Genomic DNA, 24,301 nt, shown 5'->3' with positions numbered 1-24,301 from the left:
GCAGGCGCGAGATGGGGCCCGAGCGGCCGCGCCCGGGCCCCGCGTCCTCAGCCGTACGACCGCTGGAAGCCGGGGCCTGCCTGCCCCTGCTGCCCGCCCGGCACACCTGCCTGACCGGGTACGTTGCCGGTCTCGCGGTCGGCGAGCATCGTCTCCGTCGACTGGATGAGCACCGTCCCCTCACCCGTGAACTCGAATTGGTGCTCCTCGCCCGAGGCGCCGCCGATACCCGTCAACGACCGTACGCCGCCGAGGAATCCGCGCAGATACGCGTGGTCGTAGTGGTGGCAGGGCGAGGGGCAGTCCGCCCACCCCACCAGGGCTTGCGGGTCCACCCGCACCGGCGGCTCGACGAAGTGCACCTCGCCGTTGGAGGCGGCGACGAACTTCCCCGTGCCCACGAGCGTCAGGAAGCCCGGGATGATCGACTGCTTCAGCGAGAGCGAGGGCTCGAAGGCGAGCAGGTTCCCCGAGCGCACGGTGAGGTTGCCGTCGGTGAGGTCGTAGGAGTTGACGTCGAAGGCGCGGTCGGCGAGGAGCATCTTGCCGCTGCCCTCGGCGACCACCCAGTCCGCCGCGTGGAGCGGGGAGTGGAAGCTGGAGGCGATCAGCGCGTCGAGCGGGCCGTGGCCTACGCCGTGGAACTCGATCTGCCCGTAGTAGGCGATCATCTTGCCCTTCTGCAGGAACCACCGCCCGTCGAGGGCGACGCAGAAGGTGTAGTCGTTGACGTTGTCGTCCGCCGGAAGGGTACGGAAGTCCAACGGCTCTGCCTGGTCCCTCACAGCTTCTCCTCGCTTGCCTGCACGAAAACGGCGCCGTCCCCCGAGAGCTCCAACTGGAACGCCTCGCCCGAGCCGCGCCCGACCATGTCCCGCCAACTCAGCGCGCTGGAGAGCCGGTTGCGTACGTCGCCGTGGTGCGCGACGTATGCCTGCGGATCGACGTGGACCGGGTGATCCGGTGTGATCGGGAGCCGGATGATGCCGCCGTGCGCCATCACCGCGGCGCCGCCCTTGCCCTGGAGCGTGGTGGTGAAGAGGCCCTGGCCCGTCATCTGGCCGCGGACCATGCCCATCACGCCGCCGTCCTTGCCGAGGAACATCGTCCCCTGCTGGAGGCTGCCGTCGAAGGCGAGGAGCCGGTCGGCCTCGACGCAGAGGGTGTCCCCGTCCAGCTCGATCACCTCGACGTGGTGCCCGCCGTGTCCGAACATCACCGTGCCGCGGCCCTCGACCGTCATCAGCGGCGTCGCTTCGTTCGCGACCCGCCGCCCGATCATGGAGCCGAAGCCGCCCTGCCCGCCCTGGATGTTGGGCGTGAAGCTGACCTCCCCCTTGTACGCCACCATCGCGCCCCGCTGGCTGAACATCCGCTGCCCCGGGACGAGTTGCGCTTCCACGAGCTTGGCGCTGAGTTCCCTGAACGGCATCACAGATCGCCCCCGACCGTCGCGCGCTCGCTCGGCTGCACGTACACCAGGCCCTCTCCCTCGAACCGGATCTGGAAGGACTCGCCGGACCCCTCGCCCATCACGGTGCGGAAGTTGACGCCCGACTGGAAGCTCTGCCGCAACTCGCCCTGGTGCCCGACGTACGCGCCCGGGTCGACCTGGAGCGGTGCGCCCTGCGAAACGCGCAGCAGCACGGCGGGCCCGGTCGAGAGCAGCGCCGCCTGGCCCGTCCCCTCCACCGTCGTCGTGAAGAGACCGTTGCCCTGCGAGGCGCCCCGCAGCCCCGTGAAGGTGGTGCCCGTGCGCAGCCCCGAGTCGGTGCAGAGCAGGTTGCTCGCCTCGACGTGCAGCTTCTCACCGCTCAGCCGCACCAGGTTGATGTCCCTCGCCTCGTCGGCGAAGTAGCAGACCCCGTCTCCCTTCACCTCCATCACCGTCATCTGCTCCCCGGTGAGTCTGCGGCTCACCATCCCGCGGAGCCCTTCCCCGCCTCCGGTCAGCTTCTTGAAGGCCATCCGTCCTTCGTACGCGACCATCGACCCGTTCTTCGCCTTGACGGCGTCCCCGCCCAATGAGACGGCGAGCACCTTGCTGCCGTGCAGTCGGAAGTCAGTCACGCCGCGAACTTACCCGGCGGCGGAGATCGCCGGGACTGCTGCCACAATGGAAGCGCTTGTGCATCCCTTCACAAACAAGGACCCAGCCGTGGCCATACTGGAAACCCCGAGCGGGCTGCCGCCCAAGGCCGTCTCCTCCCTCCGCCGACTCCGCCTCACCTCGGCTCCCGAGGCGGTCTCGTTCCTCCTCCTGCTGGTCTGCTCCGTCCTGAAGCGGACCACCGACTTCAACGCCGTCCCCGTGATGGGCGCGATCCACGGAATCCTCTTCATCCTCTACGTCCTCTTCTGGGCGGATGCCTGGAACCGGATCAAGTGGCCCTTCCCCAAGGCGGCTCTCTACTTCGTCCTCTCCGTCCTGCCGACGGGCGGGTTCTTCGCCGACCGGATGCTGCGCCGGGAGGAGGAGGCCGGGGTCATCGCCGCCCGCGCCCGCAAGGAGCAGACGAGCGTTCCCAGTAGCGTGGACTCATGATCGTCGCATTCTCCATCACGCCGCTGGGCGTCGGTGAGGACGTGGGGGAGTACGTCGCGGACGCCGTGCGCGTCGTCCGCGAATCCGGGCTCCCGCACCGCACCGACGCGATGTTCACCTCCGTCGAGGGCGACTGGGACGCCTGCATGGACGTGGTCCGCAGGGCGACGGCCGCCGTCGAGGCCCGTGCTCCGCGGGTGTCCGTGACGCTCAAGGCGGACATCCGGCCGGGCGTCACCAACGGCCTCGACGAGAAGGTCGAGAAGGTGGACCGCCTCCTCGGCGAGCGCTGAGCGGGAGGCGCACCGGGACGGGTGGCGGAGGGGTCCCTCCGCCACCCGTCCTACCGCTGTGTCCGCCCGTCGCGTGAGACCGCTGCAACCGCCATGTGGGCGGCCGGTAGGGTCGGCCCCGTGTCGAAGCCGCTGAGCCTGACGTTCGATCCCATCGCCCGCGCCGACGAGCACTGGAAGCAGCACTGGGGCTCCGTGCCGTCGATGGCCGCGATCACCTCCGTCATGCGTGCCCAGCAGATCCTGCTCGCCGAGGTGGACGCCGTCGTCAAGCCCTACGGGCTCACCTTCGCGCGGTACGAGGCGCTGGTGCTCCTCACCTTCTCCCGCGAGGGCGAGCTCCCGATGTCCAAGATCGGCGAGCGGCTGATGGTGCATCCCACCTCGGTCACCAACACCATCGACCGCCTCCAATCGGCCGGGCTCGTCGCCAAGCGTCCGAACCCCAACGACGGCCGCGGCACCCTCGCCTCCATCACGGACAAGGGCCGGGAGGTCTGCGAGGCGACGACGCGGGAGCTGATGGCGATCGACTTCGGCCTCGGCGTCTACGACTCCGAGGAGTGCCGCCAGATCTTCGAGATGCTGCGCCCGCTGCGGATAGCGGCGGACGACTTCCAGGAGGACTGAAGCGGGGACGCCGTGGAGCCTTCCGTGCATACCCGCCGGAGAGTGCACGGAGCGGACCGCTTAGGCTCGTCCTCATGAAGAGGACCGTGCTGACCCGCTACCGGGTGATGGCCTACGTCACCGCCGTGATGCTGCTGGTGCTCTGCGCCTGCATGATCTTCAAGTACGGCTTCGGCATGGGCGAGGACGTCACGTTCGTCGTCTCCCAGGCGCACGGCCTGCTCTACATCGTCTACCTCGGCTTCGCCTTCGATCTCGGGCAGAAGGCGCGCTGGTCGTTCGGCAAGCTGCTCTGGGTCCTCGTCGCCGGCACGATTCCGACGGCCGCCTTCTTCGTCGAGCGCCGGGTGCGCGCCGAAGTCGAGCCGCTCCTCGCCGACGCGAAGCAGGACCCGGTCAGGGCCTGAACTCCCCCGGCCCGGGCCGGAGTCCGGGCCGCTCGTCCTCCTCCTGGAGCCGGTCCGGGGCAGCCGAGTAACGGGCTGACCTGCTGCCGTAGACGGATAGTAGGACGTCCAATTAAATTGGCCGTATGGATGTTGAAGCCATCGCACAGGGTCGCGACCGCTGGCAGGCGCGCTACGACGCCGCCCACCGGCGGGACGCGGATTTCACCACGCTCAGCGGCGACCCCGTGGAGCCGGTGTACGGCCCTCGACCCACGGACACCTACGAGGGGTTCGAGAGGATCGGCTGGCCCGGCGAGTATCCGTTCACGCGCGGCCTGCACCCCACCGGGTACCGCGGACGCACCTGGACCATCCGCCAGTTCGCCGGCTTCGGCAACGCCGAGCAGACCAACGAGCGCTACCGCATGATCCTCGACGCCGGCGGCGGCGGGCTCTCCGTCGCCTTCGACATGCCGACGCTCATGGGCCGCGACTCGGACGACCCCCGCTCCCTCGGCGAGGTCGGCCACTGCGGCGTCGCGATCGACTCGGCCGCGGACATGGAGGTCCTCTTCCGCGGCATCCCGCTCGACAGCGTCACCACGTCGATGACGATCTCCGGGCCCGCCGTCCCGGTCTTCTGCATGTACCTCGTCGCGGCCGAGCGGCAGGGCGTCGACCCGGGGGCGCTCAACGGCACGCTCCAGACCGACATCTTCAAGGAGTACATCGCGCAGAAGGAGTGGCTCTTCAAGCCCGAACCCCATCTGCGCCTCATCGGCGACCTCATGGAGTACTGCACCCGCGGCGTCCCGGCGTACAAGCCGCTCTCCGTCTCGGGCTACCACATCAGGGAGGCCGGCTCCACGGCCGCGCAGGAGCTCGCCTACACCCTCGCCGACGGCTTCGGCTACGTCGAACTCGGGCTCTCCCGCGGCCTCGACGTCGACACCTTCGCACCGGGCCTCTCGTTCTTCTTCGACGCGCACCTCGACTTCTTCGAGGAGATCGCCAAGTTCCGCGCGGCACGCCGGATCTGGGCCCGGTGGATGCGCGACGTCTACGGCGCGAAGACGGCGCGGGCCCAGTGGCTGCGGTTCCACACGCAGACCGCCGGGGTCTCGCTCACCGCGCAGCAGCCCTACAACAACGTGGTGCGCACCGCGCTCGAAGCCCTCTCCGCCGTTCTCGGCGGCACCAACTCGCTCCACACCAACGCGCTCGACGAGACCCTCGCCCTCCCCAGCGAGCAGGCGGCGGAGATCGCGCTCCGTACCCAGCAGGTGTTGATGGAGGAGACGGGGGTCACCAACGTCGCGGACCCGCTGGGGGGTTCGTGGTACGTCGAGCAGCTCACGGACCGGATCGAGGAGCAGGCCGAGGAGGTCTTCGCGCGGATACTGGAGCGCGCGGAGCGTGCTGTGCCGACGGGCGAGCACCCGGTCGGGCCGATGACCTCGGGCATCCTGCGCGGGATCGACGACGGCTGGTTCACGGGCGAGATCGCCGAGTCCGCCTTCCGCTACCAGCAGGCGCTGGAGAAGGAGGAGAAGAAGGTCGTCGGCGTCAACTGCCACACCGGTTCGGTCACGGGGGAGTTGGAGATCCTCCGTGTCGGGCACGAGGTCGAGCAGGAGCAGGTGAAGGCGCTCGGCGAACGCAAGGCCGAGCGGGACGATGCCGCTGTCTCGGCCGCGCTCTCGGCGATGGTCGAGGCGGCGCGGGGTTCGGCGAACCTCATCGAGCCGATGCTCGCCGCGGTGCGTGCCGAGGCGACCCTCGGGGAGATCTGCGGGGCGTTGCGGGAGGAGTGGGGCGTCTACACCGAGCCGCCGGTCTTCTGAGCCGCCCGGGCCGCCGCGGTTCCGCGGCCCGGGGTCACTCGGAGGTGGCGGGGAGGCCGCCGAGGAGCAGGTTGGTGAAGCGCTGTGCCCACTCGCGGTCTATCGGCTCGGTGCTGATGAGGGAGCGGTGGACGACGGCGCCCGCTATGACGTCGAAGATGAGGTCCACGGCGCGGGACGCCTGCTCGGGGCCGCCCGGGTCGGGGGGCAACTCGCCCCGCGCCTGGGCGCGTTGGCGTCCGAGCACCACGAGCCGCTTCTGCCGCCCGACGAGGATCTCCTTGATCTTCGCGCGCAGTACGGGCTCCGTCGTCGCCTCGGCGACCACGGCCATCAGCGCGGACTTCGCCTCCGGACGGCGGAGCAGTTCGGCGAAGGCGAGCACGACGTCCTCGATGTCGGTGCGGAGACTGCCGCTGTCGGGGAGGTGGAGCTCGTCGAAGACCACGGAGACGGCGTCCACCACCAGTTCGCTCTTGCTCGCCCAGCGTCGGTAGAGCGTGGTCTTGGCCACGCCCGCCCGTTCGGCGATGAGCCCCATCGTCACCTTTCTCCACCCCAGTTCCACCAGCGCGGACCGGGTGGCGTCGAGGATCGCGCGGTCGGCCTCCGGGCTCCGGGGGCGGCCGCGTCGCGGGCGGGAGGGGGCTGTCATGGTGCGCACCATACCGCCGGGTACGCGGGCGTAGTACTCCCCGGTAACCGGCTTTCCCGGGTCAGGAAAGGGAGTTGGGGGCCGCTCGCCCTTCGTCCTCGGTGGGCTGCACGCCTCGGTGGCTCGGTGTTACGCTACGACGCGTAGCGGAATGCAGGGCCGTGCGAGTGCGTCTCGCGTTCCTGCCCTGCCCGGTCTCCTCCGGGCGGTCATTCCCGCTGCGACAACCACGAGCCGGGTGGGGACCCCGGCGCATGTGCACAACCGCCCGCGCGGAAGGGGGAGACTGGTCTCATGCAGCCACGCAACATGTCCATGAGCGGAGTCGTCGACCTCGCCGCGGTGAAGGCGGCCGGGGAGGCCAAGGAGAAGGCGGAGCAGGCGCGTACGCGCTCCGCCGAAGGGGGCGGAGCGCCCGCACCTGCGGGCCTGGTGATCGATGTGGACGAGGCCGGTTTCGAGGCCGACGTCCTCCAGCGTTCGGCCGAGGTGCCGGTCGTCATCGACTTCTGGGCCGAGTGGTGCGAGCCGTGCAAGCAGCTCTCGCCCGCGCTGGAGCGGGTGACGAAGGAGTACGCGGGTCGCGTCCTCCTCGCCAAGATCGATGTCGACAAGAACCAGATGCTGATGCAGCAGTTCGGCATCCAGGGCATCCCCGCGGTCTTCGCCGTCATCGCAGGCCAGGCGCTCCCCCTCTTCCAGGGTGCCGCGGGCGACGAGCAGATCAGGCAGACCTTCGACCAACTCGTCCAGGTCGCCGAGCAGCGGTTCGGCATCACTGGGCTCCAGGGGGTCCCTGAGGAGGTCGAGGAGCCCGCCGCCGAACCGGCGGAGCCCGAGGACCCGGTGCTCGCCGCAGCTCAAGAGGCTCTCGACGCCGGCGACTTGGGCGGTGCCGTCCAGGCCTACAAGAACGTGCTCGCCGATCAGCCCAACAACACCGAGGCGAAGGTCGGCCTCGCCATGGCCGAGCTGCTCGGCCGCGTCCAGCAGCTCGACGCGCGCCAGGTGCGCCAGGAGGCGGCCGACTCCCCGCGGGACGTCGCGGCCCAACTCCGCGTGGCCGACCTCGACATGGCCGGCGGCCATGTCGAGGACGCCTTCTCGCGGCTCGTCGAGGCGGTGCAGCGGAGCGCGGGGGACGAGCGGGAGAGCGCGCGGCTGCGGCTGTTGGAGCTCTTCGAGGTGATCGGCTCCGAGGACCCGCGGGTGGTCGCAGCGCGTGCGGCGCTCGCCCGGGTGCTGTTCTGAGCGTGGGCGATCGGGGCTCGTCGGCGGTCGTGCTGACCAGCTCCGTCCCCGCCACTACTCATTGATTTAGCGACAACAGCGGCCGCGTTTTGCCAAAACTTGGCGATCGCGGCCGCTGTTACGTCCGGTAACGGATCTTCGTCTTCTCGTCCGGGATTGCTCCTTTCACCCCCGTTCTGCACGCCACCCTCCGGCGACGCTGCGTGCTCGATCTGCACCAGAGACCCCAACTCCGGTGACCTGAGCGTTACTCGTAAGTAACGAACCCCCTTGTGCGGAGCGTTCAGATGCACCACGATCGGCCAAGCTCGGTCCATTGCTCGCAGCCCGGCAATCCATTCGGTGCTGCGCCGCTCTGGGTCCCCACCGAGCAGACCGGCATCAGCGCCGCGCGAGCGCTGCACGGCGCGCCCGGAACATCGCCGGTCTTCCGGACAGGGGGGTCTCTGCCCAGGCAGGGCCTGTCCGTACAAAGCAGGTTGCGCGTGAGCGTGGCCAGTGGTTGTCGCTCGGGGGTGATCGCCGACAGCTCGGACGTGACGTCTTGACGCAGACACGTCTTCGACGGCGGCGTTCCCCTTCCCGAGGACGTAGCACTTCTCCCATCCCAGGCCGGGAGCGACTGCCGCTCGGCAGTGCCCGGGCCGGAGATGTACGTCCGAGAAGGAGGAAAGTCATGGAGTCCCAGGCTCGTGGCGGGACCAGATGGAAGCGGTTCGCCGTGGTCATGGTGCCCAGCGTTGCCGCAACCGCCGCCATCGGCGTCGCGCTCTCGCAAGGCGCGTTGGCGGCATCGTTCAGCGTCTCCGGTCAGCAGTTCAAGCTCACTGCCGAGTCGCTCGACGCGAACGGCTTCGTTCAGTACGGCGCCATCGACAGCACGGCCAAGGGCCAGAAGCCCGTCACGGTCGTCGGCATGAACTCGGCGCAGATCAGGAATCTGTGCCAGTCGGTCGTCATACCCGTGCCGGTCTTCGGCGACGTGTCGATGAACCTCGGTGCGGGTGCCAAGGGCAGCCCGAAGGTCGAGGCGAAGAAGCTGTACGTCGACGCCGACCAGATGAGCACCAATGCGACGTTCAAGAACATCGACATCGGTGTCTCGGTCGACAAGGGCACGAAGGGTCCGGGTCCGCACAAGGGCGACAAGTACCTGCCGGACTCGTTCTCGCAGCAGGCAGACAGCGTCCACTTCACCGACGTCAAGCAGCGTGCGTGGGCGACCACAGCCGGCACCTTCAAGCTGAGCGGGCTCAACATGTCCGTCAAGAAGGGCAAGCACGAGTGCTACTGACGCACTGAACGACCGTACGGGCGCGAGGACTTCGGCGTGTTTCCGTCCCGCGCCCGTGCGGCCGGCCTTGCACCACCCAGTACGTTTTGCGCCAGTTCAAGGAGCCCTACGACATGAGCGACGCCGACACGCGACAGAGGCTGATGACCGGATTCGGCCGGAAGCGCCGTTCGTTCCGGAACTGGCGCGGCAAGCGCCCGTTCTGGGGAGGGTTGCTCACGCTGCTCGCCGGCATTCCGATCATGTACATCCCGTACCAGAACCTCACTCTGGGCTCGTTGACGATCCGTATGTCGACGACGGCGGGGGCCGGTTCGCTGATCATCGGCGTGCTGCTGGTCGTCCTCGGCCTCACCATGTGGTTCCAGCCGCACTCCAGGGTCTTCGCCGGCGTCGCCGCGATCCTGCTGTCGCTGGTCTCGCTGGTCGTCTCGAACGTGGGCGCGTTCCTGATCGGTTTTCTTCTCGGCCTGATAGGCGGCGCGTTGGGCGTCTCCTGGGCACCGGGTAAGCCGCAGCCGCCGGAGCAGCCCGGTACGGGCGAGAGCGGCGAGGACCCTGACGCCACGGCGGCCCCGCGCCCCGCGCAGGCCCACGGAGCCGAGGGCGCGTCCCGCGCCGAGCAACCGCAACAGGGCCCGGACGCCGAGGGCCCCGGATCGAGCACAGCAGTCTCTGGAGTGGCCCCCGCCGCGGGGGCCGACGCGATGGGGAACGGGAGGCACCGTGCCGGGTGACGAGGTGCACGAGGAGGCAGGCGGAGGTGCGGCATCCGCACCCGCCGGCCGCGGCAGAACCGGCCCCCGGCATGCTCTGCCGCGCAAGCCGCTGCTGACCCGGCTGCACATGCCGGCGGGCAAGGCGATAGCTCTGGCGGCGATGCCCACGGTCCTCCTGGGCATGGGCGTCACACCGCAGTTCGCCAACGCGAAGCCGATCCCCAAGAACCCTTTCAGGGACGGTCCTTGCGTCTCCGTGCCCGACAAGGGGCAGGAGGACGAGAAGGCCACCGAGAAGGGCTCGGCTGCCGACGACCCCGGTAAGGCCGTGGAGGAGAGCGGGGGCGCCGCGGCCGAGACGGGCGAGAAGGCGACGACGGCCGTCGAGCAGGCCGCCGAGGACGCCAAGGAGCGCGCCACGAAGGCCGTCGAGGCCGCCGAGAAGGCGGCCAAGAAGTACGCGGCCGAGAAGAAGAAGCAGCAGGGCGAGGACGGTGAGGACGCCGACTCCGGTACCGACGAGGGCGAAGCGCCCGAGGAGGAGAAGCCGAAGAACCCGCTCGACCCCCTGGGGCTCGGCGACAAGCTCAAGGATCTCTTCACGCCGAAGGAGGAGCAGGCGGCGGAGTCCGGTGCGTCGGCCGAGGACGGCGAGGCCGAGGACGAGGACGAGTCGGCGCCCACCGAGACCGACCCGCTGTTGAAGAAGCTCCAGAAGCAGGCGGACGACGCCAAGGAGAAGGCGGAGAAGGCGCTCGACGAGGCGGAGGCGGCGGTCGCCAAGGCGAAGAAGGCCGCGAAGTCCGGCGAGGACGACGAGGCCGGCTCCGGCTCCGAGAACGGCGAGACCGGCTCGGGGAACGGCAAGGGCGGCAAGGACGGCGAGAACGGCAAGAGCAAGGCGGGCGAGGACGCCGGCGAGTCCGGCGACGGAAAGGCCCCCGAGCTCGACGAGAACGGCCGCGACGCCAACGGCAAGAAGCCCTTCCCGTGCGTCGAGGAGAAGAAGGACGAGGGGGAGGACGAGCAGACGCCCGCGGCCGTCCCCGACGACCCCTGGACGCTGGAGGCCACCTCGCTGACCCTGCACGGCCTCGACTACGAGGGCGTCGTCAACATCCGCACGGCCGGCGGGAAGACGAAGCAGGCGCTGAAGTTCACCGCCAAGGGTCTGGAGATCGGCGACCTCCACCAGATCGTCGAGGGGGCCGACGGCACCAAGTACCACGTGCAGGCGGCCGAGGGCTCGACCTCGACGATCGACGACGGTCAAGTCACCATGTACACCGAAGAGTTGAAGGGGAACCTCTTCGGGCTCATCCCGATCACCTTCGACCCGGAGCACCCGCCGCCGCTCAACATCCCCGAGGCGTACTTCACCAAGGTGACGGTGAAGCAGGCCGCGCAGTTCGGAGGCACCCTCACCGTGCCGGGGCTCCAGCAGTCCATCACCTGACCCGAACCTTCCGGGAGCCGCACACCGCCGGGCCCCTGACGCACGCTGCGTGCGTCAGGGGCCCGGTGCACGCAGGAAGGCCGAGCCCCGACGGACGTCCCCACGCGGCCCCGGCTCCAGTGCGTGCGGGGGACGGCGGGGACGCGCAGGTCAGTTGCCGCTGCTGCCGAGGTGGTGGACGCGGACCATGTTGGTCGTGCCGGGGACGCCGGGGGGCGAACCCGCGGTGATCAGCATCGTGTCGCCCTGCTCCAAGCGGCCCATCTTCAGCAGCTCGGCGTCGACGAGGTCGACCATCTCGTCGGTGTGGTCGACGTGCGGGACGACGTGCGCCTCGACGCCCCAGGAGAGGGTGAGTTGGTTGCCCGTCGACGGCTCGGTCGTGAAGGCGAGGATGGGCTGGCGCGCGCGGTAGCGGCTCAGCCGTCGCGCCGTGTCACCGGACTTGGTGAAGGCGACGAGGACCTTGGCGTCGAGGAAGTCGGCCATCTCGGCGGCGGCGCGCGCGACGGAACCGCCCTGCGTGCGCGGCTTCTTGCCCGGCACGAGCGGTTGGAGGCCGCGCGAGAGCAGCTCGCCCTCGGCGGCTCCGACGATCTTCGACATCGTCTTCACCGTCTCGATCGGGTACTGGCCGACCGAGGACTCCGCGGAGAGCATCACCGCGTCGGCGCCGTCGAGGATCGCGTTGGCGACGTCGCTCGCCTCGGCGCGCGTCGGGCGGGAGTTGGTGATCATCGACTCCATCATCTGGGTCGCGACGATCACGGGCTTCGCGTTCCGGCGGCAGAGCTCGACGAGGCGCTTCTGCACCATGGGCACCCGCTCCAGCGGGTACTCCACCGCGAGGTCGCCGCGCGCCACCATCACGCCGTCGAAGGCGGCGACGATCTGCTCCATGTTGGCGACCGCCTGCGGCTTCTCGACCTTGGCGATCACCGGGACGCGCCGCCCCGCCTCGTCCATGACCTGGTGGACGTCGCGCACGTCCGCGGCGTCGCGCACGAAGGAGAGGGCGACGAGGTCGCACCCCATCCGCAGCGCGAACCGCAGGTCCTCGACGTCCTTGTCGCTCAGCGCGGGGACGTTGACGGCGGCGCCCGGCAGGTTGATGCCCTTGTGGTCGGAGACGACGCCGCCCTCGATCACGATGGTGTGCACCCGCGGGCCCTCGACCGAGGTGACCTGGAGCGCGACGTTCCCGTCGTTGATGAGGACCGGGTCCCCCTTGGCGACGTCGCTGGGGAGGCCCTTGTAGGTGGTGCCGCAGATGCTCTTGTCACCGGCGACGTCCTCCGTCGTGATGGTGAACTCCTCGCCGCGCACGAGCTCGACGGGCCCGTCGGCGAAGGTCTCCAGCCGGATCTTCGGGCCCTGGAGGTCGGCGAGGACGCCGATGGCGCGTCCTGACTCCTCCGAGACCTTGCGGAGGCGGTTGTACCGCTCCTGGTGCTCGGAGTGCGAACCATGGCTCATGTTGAAACGGGCCACGTTCATACCGGCCTCGGCGAGCATCTTCAACTGCTCGTAGGAGTCGACGGCTGGCCCGAGCGTGCAGACGATTTTGGAACGGCGCATGAGGGCGATCCTATCGTTTTGTTTATGTTCGGAACGAATGGGGGCGAGGGCGCGCACCGCCTCAGGCGGTGACGAGCGCGTAGGTCTGACGTGCTATCTCCCATTCCTCGTCGGTCGGTACGACCCCCACGGCCACCCCCGCGTCCGGCGGCGAGACGAGCCGCGGCCCCGAGGCGTCCGCGGTGTTCAACTCCGGGTCCACCGCGAGTCCGAAGCCGTCGAGCCCGGCCACGGCCGCTGCGCGTACGTCGGCCGCGTTCTCCCCCACACCCGCGGTGAAGACGAGTGCGTCGACGCGGCCGAGGACGGCGAAGTACGCGCCGATGTACTTCTTCAACCGGTGTATGTAGATGTCGAACGCAAGCTGCGCCGCGGCGTCGCCCTCGGTCCGACGCCTGCGTATCTGCCGCATGTCGTTCTCGCCGCAGAGGCCGCGCAGCCCGCTGTCCCTGTTGAGAAGGGTGTCGATCTCGTCGAGCGACATCCCCGCGACCCGGTGGAGGTGGAAGACGACGGCCGGATCGATGTCGCCGGAGCGCGTCCCCATCACGAGGCCCTCAAGCGGGGTGAGACCCATCGAGGTGTCCAGGCAGCGCCCGCCGGAGACGGCGGAGGCCGAGGCGCCGTTGCCGAGGTGGAGGACGATCGTGTTGGTCTCCTCCAGCTCGGTGCCGAGGAGTTGGGCGGTGCGGCGGGCGACGTACTCGTGCGAGGTGCCGTGGAAGCCGTAGCGGCGGACGCGGTGTGCGTCGGCGGTGCGCACGTCGATCGCGTACCGGGCCGCCTCCTCCGGCATGGCGGAGTGGAACGCGGTGTCGAAGACGGCCACCTGCGGGACGTCGGGACGCAGCCGGCGGGCCGTCTCGATGCCCGTGAGGTTCGCCGGGTTGTGCAGCGGCGCCACGGGCACGAGCCGCTCGATCTCGGCGAGCACCGCGTCGTCGACGAGCGTCGGCTCGGTGAAGCGGAGACCGCCGTGGACCACGCGGTGTCCTACGGCGGCGAGTTGGGGCGAGTCGAGGCCGTACCCGTCGGCTGCCAACTCGTCGGCGACGGCCGCCAGTGCCTCGTCGTGGTCGGCGAAGCGGGTGTGCCGCTCGCGGGCCCCCGTGCCGGAGAGCCGCGGCACGTGCTCCATGCGGGACTCGCGCTCGCCGATCCGCTCCACGAGCCCCGTGGCGATGCGGACGCCCTCGGCCATGTCGAGGAGCTGGTACTTGACCGAGGAGGAACCGGAGTTGAGCACCAGCACCCGCGTGGCGGCGGTCACGGCGCTTCCTCCTCCGGCTCCGGCGGCAGGGCGCTCTGCGTCTGCGCCTGCACGGCCGTGATGGCGACGGTGTTGACGATGTCCTGCACGAGCGCTCCCCGAGAGAGGTCGTTGACGGGCTTGCGAAGGCCCTGGAGCACCGGGCCGACGGCGACGGCGCCGGCCGAGCGCTGCACGGCCTTGTAGGTGTTGTTGCCGGTGTTGAGGTCGGGGAAGACGAGGACCGTCGCGCGCCCCGCGACGTGCGAGCCGGGGAGCTTGGCGGCGGCGACCGTCGGGTCGACGGCCGCGTCGTACTGGATCGGGCCCTCGGCGAGGAGGTCGGGACGGCGGTCGTGCACCAGCTCCGTGGCCGTCCGCACCTTCTCGACGTCGGCGCCCGAGCCCGAACTCCCCGTCGAGTACGAGAGCATCGCGATCCGCGGCTCCACGCCGAACCGCTGCGCCGTCTGCGCCGACTGGATCGCTATGTCGGCCAACTGCTCGGCGTCCGGGTCGGGTACGACGGCGCAGTCCCCGTAGACGAGGACGCGGTCGGCGAGGCACATGAAGAAGACCGAGGAGACGACGGCCGCGTCCGGCTTGGTGCGGATCACCTCGAACGCCGGGCGGATCGTGGCGGCCGTGGAGTGCGCGGCGCCCGAGACCATGCCGTCGGCGAGGCCGTGCTCGACCATGAGGGTGCCGAAGTAGGTGACGTCGGTGACGATGTCCCTGGCGAGTTCGTACGTGACGCCCTTGTGCGCGCGCAGCCGCGCGTACGACTCGGCGAAATCCTCGCGCAGCGGCGACGCCTGGGGGTCGACGACGCGGGCCACGGGACCGCCCGGTTCGGCCGGCTCGCCGTCCGACAGCAGCCGCAGCGAGATGCCGAGTTCGGCGGCGACCTTGCGGACCTCCACCGGGTCGCCGAGGAGCGTCAGGTCGCAGACGCCGCGCCGCAGCAGCACTTCGGCGGCGCGCAGCACCCGCTCCTCCGCGCCCTCGGGGAGGACGATGTGCTGGCGCGCGGCGCGTGACCGCTCCACCAGTTCGTGCTCGAACATCAGCGGGGTGACGCGGGAGCTGCGTCCGACCGAGAGGAGCCGGGTGAGCTCCCTCGTGTCGACGTGGTTCTCGAAGAGCCCGAGCGCCACCTCGGCCTTGCGCGGCGTGGTGGACGTCAACTCGCCTTCGAGGCCGAAGAGTTCGTACGCGGTGGGGAAGGAGCTCTCGGGGACGGAGAGCAGCGGCGTCCCCGGTGCCAGGCGGGAGGCGAGCGCGAGGACCTGGTCGTCGGGGCGGTGGCCGAGAGTGAGGAGTACGCCTGCTATCGGCGGCGATCCGGCGGCGTGCGCGGCGAGCGCCCCCATGACGAGGTCGGCGCGGTCCCCTGGCGTCACGACGAGGCAGCTCTCGGTCAACGCGGGGAGGAAGACGGGGAGATGGGCGCCGCCGAAGACGTAGTCGCGGACGTCGCGCGCGAGGCCCGCAGGGTCGCCGAGGACCACGTCCGCGTCGAGCGCCTCGCGGACCTGGGAGATGGTGGGCGCGCTGAGCGCGGGCTCCTCGGGGAGCACGTAGAGCGGGCAGGGCAGGTGCTCGCCGAGGTCGCGCAGGGCGTGCCGGGTGGCCTCGTCGAGGACGCGGTTGGCGACGAGGGCGCTGATGTCGGTGCCGAGCGAGGCGTACGCCTCGTGCGCGTTCTGGAGCTCCGCGACGGCCGACTCGGGGCCCTGGTCGCGGGCGGCGACGACGGGGACGAGGGAGGCGCCGAACTCGTTGGCGAGGCGTGCGTTGAGCCCCAGCTCGGCGGGGAGGCCCGTCTCCGCGAAGTCGGTGCCGAGGACGAGGACCGCCTCGTACTCCATGGCGACCTGGTGGTAGCGCTCCACGAGCCGGGAGACGAGTTCGTCGGTGCCCAGGTTCGCCTGGATCTCGGCCGCGGCCTCGTAGCGGAGCCCGAAGACGGAGGCGGCGGGCTGGGTGAGCCGGTAGCGGGCGCGCAGCAGTTCGCAGATCCGGTCGGGGCCCTCGTGGGCGAGCGGCCGGAAGATCCCGACGCGGTCGACCTGCCGCGAAAGCAGCTCCATCAGGCCGAGTTCGACGACCTGGCGGCCGTCGCCCCGGCCGATTCCGGAGACGTACACGCTGCGCGTCACGCGGTGGCTCCCTCCTGCCCGTGGGCTCCGTCCGTCGGCACGTCCGACCGTACGCACGCCGCCCGGTTCGGCGGCTCCGGGCGCGGACGTGCCGACGTCCGGCCGGCCCCGAGCTGCACTTCTGTGCAGGTGTGCTCGCGGGTGTGCAGGCGTGCTTCCGCGCTGCCTCCCGGCTTCTCGACCATACCTGCGGGTGCGATCCCTCCGCGCGCGCAGTCGATCCGTGCGGGCCCGCGCTCAGGTGCGCGGACGGGTCCAGGGGCCGGGACGGGCAGTGCCGATGGGTTCAAGACGTGAAACAATCGCACCGGCTCACATGGCTCACATGGAAAAGCAGTACCAGCGGAACAGCAGTACAGCGGTCCGTCTCAGCGGGCCCACAGCGAGCAGGAGAAGCTAACCCCATGCGCATCGGAGTCCTCACCGCCGGCGGTGACTGCCCTGGTCTCAACGCCGTCATCCGGTCCCTCGTCCACCGCGCCGTGCACGACCGCGGCGACGAGGTCATCGGCTTCGAGGACGGGTTCAAGGGCCTGCTCGACGGCCGCTACCGCACGCTCGACATCAACTCGGTCAGCGGCATCCTCGCCAGGGGCGGCACCATCCTCGGCTCGGCCCGGCTGGAGCAGGGGCGGCTGCGGGACGCCTGCGACAACTCCGAGGAGCTGGTGTCGCGCCTCGGGCTCGACGCGCTCATCCCGATCGGCGGCGAGGGCACGCTCACGGCCGCGCGGCTGCTCGCCGAGGCGGGGCTCCCGGTCGTCGGCGTACCGAAGACGATCGACAACGACATCTCGGCGACCGACCGCACCTTCGGCTTCGACACGGCGGTCACGGTCGCGACCGAGGCCCTCGACCGGCTGAAGACCACGGCCGAGTCCCATCAGCGCGTCATGGTCGTCGAGGTGATGGGGCGGCACGCCGGCTGGATCGCGATGGAGGCCGGCATGGCCGGCGGCGCGCACGGTATCTGCGTCCCTGAACGTCCCTTCGAGATCGACGAGTTGGCGAAGATGATCGAGGAGCGGTTCGCGCGGAACAAGAAGTTCGCGATCATCTGCGTCGCCGAGGGGGCACGTCCGGCCGCCGGCTCGATGCCCTACGAGAAGGGCACCATCGACCAGTACGGCCACGAGCGGTTCACCGGGATCGGCAACCAGCTCGCCGTCGAGCTGGAGCACCGCCTCGGCAAGGAGGCGAAGCCGGTGATCCTCGGCCACGTCCAGCGCGGCGGCACGCCCACCGCCTACGACCGGGTCCTCGCCACCCGCTTCGGCTGGCACGCCGTCGAGGCCGCGCACCGCGGCGACTTCGGGCAGATGACGGCGCTGCGCGGCACGGAGATCGTGATGGCGCCGCTCGCCGACGCGGTCACCGAGCTCAAGCACGTACCGCAGTACCGGATGGACGAGACCGAAGCGGTCTTCTGAGGCGGACGCCTCGCCGTCGTGAGGGCGGCAAGTGGTTTGCGACGCGGGGGTGTCGGGGCCGGGGGTCCCGGTCACCGGGTGCTGCGTGTGCGTGCGTCCCCAAGTGCGCGTGTGTGCAGGGCGCTTGTCGTGCCGGTCGCGGGACGTCCCTGATGCCCGCGACCGGGCCTCCATGTGCCTCCCCGCGAGCCCGGTGAGGCCCGCCCCGGCCAACTCCCGTCGCTGTGCCTCGCGTTCAACCCTCCTCTGGAGGCACTGTGACGGGGTTGTGACGATTCTGCGGGGCGGCGGGGCCGCGACTGCCGTATTGTGCTGCCGACACGCAATTCCCGTACGTCGCAAGGGCATCGGCCGCTCTCAGTGGTGCCATTCCGGCGCACCGTGGAAGATCGTCCGGCGAAGTGATCCAGAATCTTGGTGAATTCTTTGTCTTTCCACGGTCCGACTTCGGCGGAGAACTTTCCGCCGGTGGGGAAAGTGCCACCGCCAGGAAGCCACCGGTCCTCGCGTGATCTCGAAGTACTCCGGCACCAGGGGGAGTTGGAACCCCTGGGTCGGTGTGTCCCGCGTTGCGCGCGGGAGTAGCGTGCTCCCTCGGCCGCGTCTTTCCCCGTGCGGCAGGAAATTACCCGGAAGGAAAACGATGACAGCAGTGAGGAAGAGGTGGCAGCGCTCCGCCGCCATCGCGGCGATGGGGGCGACGGCTTTCCTCGGCACCGCGATAGCCGCTGCTCCCGCCCAGGCGCACAGCCCGGGCTTCGACGTGGACTGCTCGACGGTCTCCGTCGACCTGACCAACTACAACGAGCAGGTCGACAACACCGTGAAGATCACGGTGGACGGCAAGGACCTCCTCGCCGAGCAGACCTTCAAGCGCGAGTTCCACAAGAAGCTCGACCTGCCCGAGCACAAGGACGAGGTCACCGTCCGCCTCGTCGTCAACGCGGGCGACGACGACAAGTTCTCCCGTGACGAGGAGAAGACGGCCCCGGCCTGCGAGGAGACCGAACCGCCGGCCCCGACGCCGTCCGAGACCGACACGCCGAGCACGCCGCCGTCCTCCGAGGCCCCGGCCCCGGCCCCGCCGGCGAGCGAGCAGCCGAGCAGCAGCGCCCCCGCCGCTGCACCGCAGCAGGGCGGCGACTCCGCCGACCTCGCCGAGACCGGCTCCTCCAACTCCACCCCGATGCTCGCCGGTATCGCCGCGGCCGTCGTGGTCATCGGCGGCGTCCTGCTCGCCGTCACCCGGAAGCGCCGCTCGGCGCGAGGCTGACGCACCGGTCCCTCCCGTCGGCGGCGACGCGGGCGGGAGGGCCGACGTGCCTGCCGTCGGCCCGCCCTGAGACATCGGCGGACGACGAAGCGCACGGACGACGAGGGCGCGTGCACCGAGCCGGTGCACGCGCCCTCGCTCCTTACCGGTGGGCTCGACCCGTCAGGGGGCCGTGCTCATCTTCCGGCGTGCTCAACTGCCGTACCCGGCGAGGATCTTGGAGAACTCCCACTCCTGCTGGTCGATACCGCTGCAGGAGTCGCCGGGGGAGCCGCCACCCTCGCAGGCGCGGTCCCGGTTGACGGCCCAGAAGCTGACGCGCGCCAGGTTGTGCTCCTTGGCGTAGTCGACCATCTCCAGGAAGTCGGCGGCGGAGACGACCTCGCCCTCGACGTCGGTGTGGCCGTTCATGGAGGAGAACCCGGACTTGGCGTACGCCTCCGCCTCGGAGATCCCGTACGCGTCGGCGACCCGTCCGGCGAGCCCGTCGACCGCCGACTTGGTGGCGGCGGCCATGTCCGTCGTGCCGTCGCCGAAGTCGAACGGCATCACCGTCCAGCCGTCGACGTCGAGCCCCGCGGCGGCCCCCTTGTTGATGAGGTCCTGGCCGGGCTCGATGGGACCGCTGGGCGCGGTGCCGAAGGTGACGTAGACCTTGATGCCCTCGTTCCGGTCCTTGACGATCTTGAGTGCGTCGATGACGCGCTGCCTGACCTCCTCGGACTCGACCTCGCTCGCCTCGATGTCGATGTCGATCGAGTCGAGCCCGTAGGCGTCGATCACCTGCTGGTAGGCGCCGGCCAACTCCTCGGCGCTGCCGCAGGCTTCGCCGAGCTTGTTGCCGCTCCAGCCGCCGATCGACGGTGTGACGTCGCCGCCCGCCGCCTGGATCGCCTCGATCGTCTGCTGGTCCTGGCCGCCTTCCAGCGGACGCTGGCCGTCCCAGGCCGGCGAGCAGCCGCCGTCCGAGAGGATGAAGGCCATCGTCAGTTGCTCGGTGCCGGTCTCCGCCATGAAGGCGGCGGCGTCCGGCGGGTTGCCCCAACCCAGGTACAGGTAGGGGCCGCTGGCGCCGCTGGGCGCCGCGGCGGGGGCGTCCTCACCCGGCGCCGCCTGCGCGGTGACGGTGAGGGCGCCGGCAGCGGTGAGCGCGCCGGCGAGGCCGAGGGCGAGCCTGCGGCGGGTGCGGGGGGCTGTTCTGCGGTGCGAAGGGGTGTGGGGGCGCACAGCAACTCTCCCGTTCTGGAGTCCAGTTGTGGGTGCTCGGCACCGTAGCGACCCGGATTGGTCCAGACAATAGAAAGGATAGGAAACCTTCCTGCGACTTTGCCGCGCCCTGCTCAGCGCGGGCCGTCCGGCGCGGTGTTTCCGGTGGTCGTGCGGCCCGGCGGCGCCGGACCGCGGACGGCGGCAACGTCGGCGGCCAACCGCCGTGCGGAGCCCGGCCGTTGGTGTCAGTCGCGCCAGGTGTAGCAGTACTCGGGCCGCCCCACCTGCCCGTAGAGCGGGGCCCTGCGCGCCCGGCCCGCCTCGACCAGGTGCTCCAGGTACCGGCGCGCCGTGATCCGGTTGACGCCGATGCGCTCGGCTGCGGACGCCGCGGTGAGCCCGTCGTCCGCCTCCCGCAGTTCGGAGACGACGCGGTCTAGCGTGGCGGCGCTCATCCCCTTCGGCGGCGCGGCCCGCTTCGGCGCCCGCAGTACCGCCATCGCACTGTCCACCTCCGCCTGGCTGCGCACCTCGCCGCCCGCAGCGGCCTCCGTCGCCTTGTACCGCTCGTACTGGAGCAGCCGGTCCCGAAGCGTCCGGAAGGTGAACGGTTTCAGCACGTGTTGCACGACGCCGAGCGAGACGCCCTCCCTGATCACCGTCAGGTCCCGGGCCGACGTCACGGCGAAGACGTCGGTCGTGCGACCCGCGCTGCGCAGCCGCCGCAGCAGCGCCAGCCCTGTCGGCGTGGCTGTGTCCCCGCCGCCCTCGCCGCCCCCGCTGTCCTCGGACGCCGCGCCCCGCCCTTCGGGCAGGTAGAGATCGAGCAGGAGGAGGTCGACGCGGTGCCGCTCCACCGCGTGGAACGCCTCCAGCGCGGTGTGCGCGATCCCGGCGACGGCGAAGCCGGGCACCCGCGAGACGTAGAGCGCGTGCGCGTCGGCGGCCACGGGATCGTCCTCGACGACGAGCACGCGCAGCGCATCCCGGACGGCAGGGTTCATGCGGGCGCCTCCGCGTTCCGGAGCGGCAGCCGTACGGTGAACTCCGCGCCACCGCCCGGCCCTTCGGCGGCGACGACGCTCCCCCCGTGCCGCAGCGCCGCCTGCCGCACCAGCGCGAGGCCGATGCCCCGGCCGGCGCCGTGCCTGCCGCCCTGCGTCTTCGTGGACCATCCGTGCTCGAAGACCGCCTCGCTGCCCTCGGGCAGCCCGGGCCCGGTGTCGTGGACGCGCACGAGGAACTCGGGCGGTCCTCCGTCCGACTCCGCCGCGGAGAGCCGCACCGTCACCGTGACGCGCGGCGGGCTCGCGCCACCGCGTGCGGACCCGGAACCGACCGCCGCCTCCACCGCGTTGTCGATGAGGTTGCCGAGGACGGTGACGAGATCGCGCGCCGGCAGCTCGTCGGGGAGCAGCCCGTCGTGCACCCCGCTGTCGGGGGTGAGCACCAACTCGACGCCGTGCTCGTTGGCTTGTGCCGCCTTCCCCAGCAGCAGCGCGGCGAGCACCGGTTCCGAGACGGCGGCGACGACCTGGTCGGTGAGCTCCTGCGCGAGCTCCAACTCCTCGGTTGCGAACTCCACCGCCTCCTCGGTGCGCCCCAGTTCGACGAGGGAGACGACGGTGTGGAGGCGGTTGGCCGCCTCGTGCGCCTGTGCCCTGAGCGCCTCGGCGAGGCCGCGCGCCGAATCCAACTCGCCTGCCAGCGCCTGGATTTCCGTGTGGTCCCGGAGTGTCACCACGGTGCCCCTGCGCTCACCGCCCGCGACGGGAGAGGTGTTGACGACGACGACCCGGTCCGCCGTCAGGTGCACCTCGTCGACGCGCGGCTCGGAGGAGAGGAGCGCGCCCGCCAGCCGCCGCGGCAGCCCCAGTTGGTCCGCGCCCCGGCCGAGCACCTCGACGTCGCGGAGCCCGAGGAGCGTGCGTGCGCCGTCGTTGATGAGGGCCACCCTGCGGGTGCCGTCGAGCATCAACAGGCCCTCGCGGACGGCGTGCAGGGCCGCCTCGTGGTAGTCGTGCATCCGGTTGAGCTCGGCCGCGTTCATGCCGCGGGTGTGGCGGCGGAGCCGGCGGTTGACGAGGTACGTGCCGACGCCGCCGAGCGCCAGCGCCGCCGCGGCGAAGAGCAGCAGCACGGTGAGCTGCCTGCGGAGCTCCTCGCTGATCGCGTCGACCGTGATCCCCGCGGAGACGAACCCCACGACCCGCGTCCCCGCACCCCCGTCGTCGGCCCTGATCGGGGCGACCGCGCGGACGGAAGGACCCAGCGTCCCCTCGTACTCCTCGGTGAAGGCGCGGCCGCCTCGCGCCTCCTCGGTGTGGCCGAGAAAGGGCTTGCCGATCTGCGCCGTGTCGGGGTGCGTCCAGCGGACGCCTTCCGCGTCCATGATCGTGACGAAGGTGACGCCCGTGTCCTTCCGGACCTGCTCGGCGTACGGCTGGAGCTGCGCCGACGGGTTGCTCCCGCCGATCGCGCCGAGCACCGAGGGCGAGTCGGCGACGGAGGAGGCGGTGGCGGAGGCCCGGTGCCTGGCGTCGTCCTCGGCCTGGACCCGGTCGCTGAGGTACGTGAAGACCGCGCACGCCGCGACCACCAGGCCGACGAGGACCACCTGCATCGCGAAGAGCTGCCCGGCGAGGCTGCGGGGCCGCCTGCTCCGCCGGGGCAGGCGGTCGAAAAGTCGGGACACGGTGCGCACCCGCCAAGTCTGCCTACAGATTTTTCATGCACGTAATGCACAGAAGCGTGACGTCGCGCACGAGCCGTTGGATAGTCACCGGGACTCGGTACGAGTCGGAGTCGCTATTGAAGGATTGACGAGGAGCCGACGTGTCGAAGAAGACACCTGAGCAGTCACCGCCGCAGCGGCGGGACCGTACGCACTACCTCTACATAGCCGTGATCCTGGCTGTGGTGGTCGGCGTGACGCTCGGTTTCGTGGCGCCCGAGGCCGCCAAGGAGCTGAAGCCCATCGGTGAGGGCTTCGTCGCGCTCATCAAGATGATGATCTCGCCTGTGATCTTCTGCACCATCGTGCTCGGCGTGGGGTCGGTGCGGAAGGCCGCGAAGGTCGGTGCCGTGGGCGGCATCGCCATCGGCTACTTCATGGTGATGTCGATCGTCGCGCTCGTGATCGGTCTGCTCGTGGGCAACGTCCTGGAGCCGGGCCACGGCATGCACCTCGACGCTGCGACGCGGGATGCCGGCGCCTCGCAGGCCGAGGACGGCGGCGAGGGGATGACCGACTTCGTGCTCGGCATCATCCCGACGAGCTTCGTCTCCGCCTTCACCGAAGGCGAGGTGCTCCAGACGCTGCTGATCGCGCTGCTCGTCGGCTTCGCCCTGCAGGCGATGGGCCGCGCGGGCGAGCCGATCATCAAGGGGATCGGCCACATCCAGAAGCTCGTCTTCCGGGTGCTGGCGATGATCATGTGGGCCGCGCCCGTGGGGGCCTTCGGCGCCATGGCGGCGGTGGTCGGGGAGACCGGTCTCGATGCGCTGAAATCGCTCGCCGTGATCATGATCGGCTTCTACGTCACCTGTTTTCTCTTCGTCTTCCTCGTGCTCGGGGTGATCCTCAAGGTCTTCACGGGCGTCAACGTCTTCGCGCTCCTCAAGTACCTGGGGCGCGAGCTGCTGTTGATCCTCTCGACCTCCTCCTCGGAGTCGGCGCTGCCGCGTCTGATCGCGAAGATGGAGCACCTCGGCGTCAGCAAGCCGGTCGTCGGCATCACCGTCCCGACGGGATACTCCTTCAACCTCGACGGCACGGCGATCTACCTGACGATGGCCTCCCTCTTCGTCGCCGAGGCGATGGGCAGCCCGCTCGGGCTCGGCGAGCAGATCTCGCTGCTCGTCTTCATGATCGTCGCCTCCAAGGGCGCGGCGGGCGTCACGGGCGCCGGTCTCGCGACCCTCGCGGGCGGCCTCAACTCGCACCGCCCCGAACTCGTCGACGGTGTGGGGCTGATCGTCGGTATCGACCGTTTCATGAGCGAGGCCCGCGCCCTCACCAACTTCGCGGGCAACGCCGTCGCCACCGTCCTCATCGGTACCTGGACGAAGGAGATCGACAGGGATCGCGTCGGCGAGGTCCTGAGCGGACAGCTCCCGTTCGACGAGCGCTCCCTCGCCGAGGGCGACACCGACCCGGAGGACACGCCGCCCGCAGAGGGGGCCTCGACGGGCGACACCGTCCCGGCGCAGTCGGAGGGCGCGGCCAGGAGCTGACGCCTGCGCTCGACGTACCAGGGGCGCGGCCCGGTCGGGCCGCGCCCCTGGCGTGCGCGGTGGGGAGTGGCGTCGTCGTGCGAGCGGG

General features: G+C 70.5%; 22 protein-coding genes. 12 read left to right on the top strand and 10 right to left on the bottom strand.

Features of this window, described 5'->3' with window-relative positions; genetic code table 11:
* Positions 1 to 47: 47 nt before the first annotated feature.
* From F603_RS0105130 to F603_RS0105120, 3 genes are read right to left on the bottom strand one after another with little or no spacing between them, the layout of a single operon-like run.
* Entirely contained in the window at positions 48 to 785 is a 738-nt protein-coding gene (locus tag F603_RS0105130) for an AIM24 family protein (protein WP_019544945.1), read from the bottom strand.
* Positions 782 to 1,432, bottom strand: a complete 651-nt coding sequence (locus tag F603_RS0105125) for an AIM24 family protein (protein WP_019544944.1) — start codon at positions 1,430 to 1,432, stop codon at positions 782 to 784. The genes F603_RS0105130 and F603_RS0105125 overlap by 4 nt, the downstream gene beginning before the upstream one ends.
* Positions 1,432 to 2,070 (bottom strand): AIM24 family protein, encoded by a 639-nt coding sequence (locus F603_RS0105120; RefSeq protein ID WP_019544943.1) that lies wholly within the window; start codon positions 2,068 to 2,070, stop codon positions 1,432 to 1,434. The genes F603_RS0105125 and F603_RS0105120 overlap by 1 nt, the downstream gene beginning before the upstream one ends.
* Before the next feature lie 88 nt (positions 2,071 to 2,158).
* On the opposite strand from F603_RS0105120, the gene F603_RS0105115 reads away from it, so the two are divergent.
* The 5 genes from F603_RS0105115 to icmA all read left to right on the top strand — a co-directional run bounded on the left by F603_RS0105115 (position 2,159) and on the right by icmA (position 5,701).
* A complete protein-coding gene (locus tag F603_RS0105115; protein ID WP_019544942.1) occupies positions 2,159 to 2,545 on the top strand; it encodes a DUF3817 domain-containing protein in 387 nt (128 codons plus the stop codon).
* The gene (locus F603_RS0105110) at positions 2,542 to 2,838 is read left to right on the top strand and encodes an MTH1187 family thiamine-binding protein (RefSeq protein ID WP_016907346.1); all 297 of its coding nucleotides are present in this window, start codon (positions 2,542 to 2,544) and stop codon (positions 2,836 to 2,838) included. The genes F603_RS0105115 and F603_RS0105110 overlap by 4 nt, the downstream gene beginning before the upstream one ends.
* 120 nt (positions 2,839 to 2,958) lie before the next feature.
* Positions 2,959 to 3,468: a MarR family winged helix-turn-helix transcriptional regulator gene (locus tag F603_RS0105105; protein ID WP_019544941.1), complete on the top strand. Its 510-nt coding sequence runs from the start codon at positions 2,959 to 2,961 to the stop codon at positions 3,466 to 3,468.
* A 74-nt stretch (positions 3,469 to 3,542) separates the two neighbouring features.
* On the top strand, positions 3,543 to 3,875 hold the full coding sequence (locus tag F603_RS0105100) for a DUF3817 domain-containing protein (RefSeq protein WP_019544940.1): 333 nt from the start codon (positions 3,543 to 3,545) through the stop codon (positions 3,873 to 3,875).
* A gap of 125 nt (positions 3,876 to 4,000) precedes the next feature.
* Positions 4,001 to 5,701 carry a coenzyme B12-dependent isobutyryl-CoA mutase large subunit gene (icmA, locus tag F603_RS0105095; protein ID WP_019544939.1) on the top strand — a complete coding sequence of 567 codons (1,701 nt, stop codon included), beginning with the start codon at positions 4,001 to 4,003 and terminating at the stop codon, positions 5,699 to 5,701.
* 34 nt (positions 5,702 to 5,735) lie between these two features.
* Here the strand turns inward: icmA and F603_RS0105090 are convergent, their stop codons facing one another.
* Positions 5,736 to 6,368 carry a TetR/AcrR family transcriptional regulator gene (locus F603_RS0105090; protein WP_019544938.1) on the bottom strand — a complete coding sequence of 211 codons (633 nt, stop codon included), beginning with the start codon at positions 6,366 to 6,368 and terminating at the stop codon, positions 5,736 to 5,738.
* Positions 6,369 to 6,650: 282 nt separating this feature from the next.
* On the opposite strand from F603_RS0105090, the gene F603_RS0105085 reads away from it, so the two are divergent.
* From F603_RS0105085 to F603_RS0105070, 4 genes are all read left to right on the top strand, one after another.
* On the top strand, positions 6,651 to 7,607 hold the full coding sequence (locus F603_RS0105085) for a tetratricopeptide repeat protein (protein ID WP_026328159.1): 957 nt from the start codon (positions 6,651 to 6,653) through the stop codon (positions 7,605 to 7,607).
* Positions 7,608 to 8,283: 676 nt separating this feature from the next.
* The gene (locus tag F603_RS0105080; RefSeq protein ID WP_016907340.1) at positions 8,284 to 8,901 is read left to right on the top strand and encodes a DUF6230 family protein; all 618 of its coding nucleotides are present in this window, start codon (positions 8,284 to 8,286) and stop codon (positions 8,899 to 8,901) included.
* A 113-nt stretch (positions 8,902 to 9,014) separates the two neighbouring features.
* Positions 9,015 to 9,638 (top strand): DUF6114 domain-containing protein, encoded by a 624-nt coding sequence (locus F603_RS0105075; RefSeq protein ID WP_019544936.1) that lies wholly within the window; start codon positions 9,015 to 9,017, stop codon positions 9,636 to 9,638.
* Positions 9,628 to 11,076, top strand: a complete 1,449-nt coding sequence (locus F603_RS0105070; RefSeq protein ID WP_019544935.1) for a putative sodium/potassium/calcium exchanger — start codon at positions 9,628 to 9,630, stop codon at positions 11,074 to 11,076. Before F603_RS0105075 ends, F603_RS0105070 begins: the two co-directional genes overlap by 11 nt.
* A gap of 150 nt (positions 11,077 to 11,226) precedes the next feature.
* Here the strand turns inward: F603_RS0105070 and pyk are convergent, their stop codons facing one another.
* The 3 genes from pyk to pta form a co-directional block, all read right to left on the bottom strand.
* A complete protein-coding gene (gene pyk / locus F603_RS0105065; RefSeq protein WP_019544934.1) occupies positions 11,227 to 12,654 on the bottom strand; it encodes a pyruvate kinase in 1,428 nt (475 codons plus the stop codon).
* 61 nt (positions 12,655 to 12,715) lie between these two features.
* The gene (locus F603_RS0105060; RefSeq protein WP_019544933.1) at positions 12,716 to 13,924 is read right to left on the bottom strand and encodes an acetate kinase; all 1,209 of its coding nucleotides are present in this window, start codon (positions 13,922 to 13,924) and stop codon (positions 12,716 to 12,718) included.
* Positions 13,921 to 16,065: a phosphate acetyltransferase gene (pta, locus tag F603_RS0105055; RefSeq protein WP_019544932.1), complete on the bottom strand. Its 2,145-nt coding sequence runs from the start codon at positions 16,063 to 16,065 to the stop codon at positions 13,921 to 13,923. Before pta ends, F603_RS0105060 begins: the two co-directional genes overlap by 4 nt.
* A gap of 404 nt (positions 16,066 to 16,469) precedes the next feature.
* Between pta and F603_RS0105045 the strand changes: the two genes are divergently transcribed.
* A complete protein-coding gene (locus tag F603_RS0105045) occupies positions 16,470 to 17,495 on the top strand; it encodes a 6-phosphofructokinase (RefSeq protein WP_019544930.1) in 1,026 nt (341 codons plus the stop codon).
* A 643-nt stretch (positions 17,496 to 18,138) separates the two neighbouring features.
* Positions 18,139 to 18,768 (top strand): LAETG motif-containing sortase-dependent surface protein, encoded by a 630-nt coding sequence (locus F603_RS0105040; RefSeq protein WP_037955320.1) that lies wholly within the window; start codon positions 18,139 to 18,141, stop codon positions 18,766 to 18,768.
* A 192-nt stretch (positions 18,769 to 18,960) separates the two neighbouring features.
* Here the strand turns inward: F603_RS0105040 and F603_RS0105035 are convergent, their stop codons facing one another.
* The 3 genes from F603_RS0105035 to F603_RS0105025 form a co-directional block, all read right to left on the bottom strand.
* Positions 18,961 to 19,995: a chitinase gene (locus F603_RS0105035; protein WP_019544928.1), complete on the bottom strand. Its 1,035-nt coding sequence runs from the start codon at positions 19,993 to 19,995 to the stop codon at positions 18,961 to 18,963.
* A 227-nt stretch (positions 19,996 to 20,222) separates the two neighbouring features.
* Positions 20,223 to 20,981 carry a response regulator gene (locus F603_RS0105030; RefSeq protein ID WP_019544927.1) on the bottom strand — a complete coding sequence of 253 codons (759 nt, stop codon included), beginning with the start codon at positions 20,979 to 20,981 and terminating at the stop codon, positions 20,223 to 20,225.
* Positions 20,978 to 22,681, bottom strand: coding sequence for a sensor histidine kinase (locus F603_RS0105025; RefSeq protein ID WP_019544926.1), 1,704 nt, complete (start codon positions 22,679 to 22,681; stop codon positions 20,978 to 20,980). Before F603_RS0105025 ends, F603_RS0105030 begins: the two co-directional genes overlap by 4 nt.
* 131 nt (positions 22,682 to 22,812) lie before the next feature.
* Here F603_RS0105025 and F603_RS0105020 point away from each other — a divergent pair, with 131 nt between their 5' ends.
* Entirely contained in the window at positions 22,813 to 24,213 is a 1,401-nt protein-coding gene (locus tag F603_RS0105020; RefSeq protein WP_019544925.1) for a C4-dicarboxylate transporter DctA, read from the top strand.
* Positions 24,214 to 24,301 lie beyond the last annotated feature (88 nt).

Origin of the sequence: Streptomyces sulphureus DSM 40104 (assembly GCF_000381025.1) — a bacterium.
GTDB lineage: Bacteria > Actinomycetota > Actinomycetes > Streptomycetales > Streptomycetaceae > Streptomyces > Streptomyces sulphureus.
The sequence above is the reverse complement of the archived record's forward strand: the minus strand, read 5'-3'. Positions and strand labels throughout refer to the sequence as shown.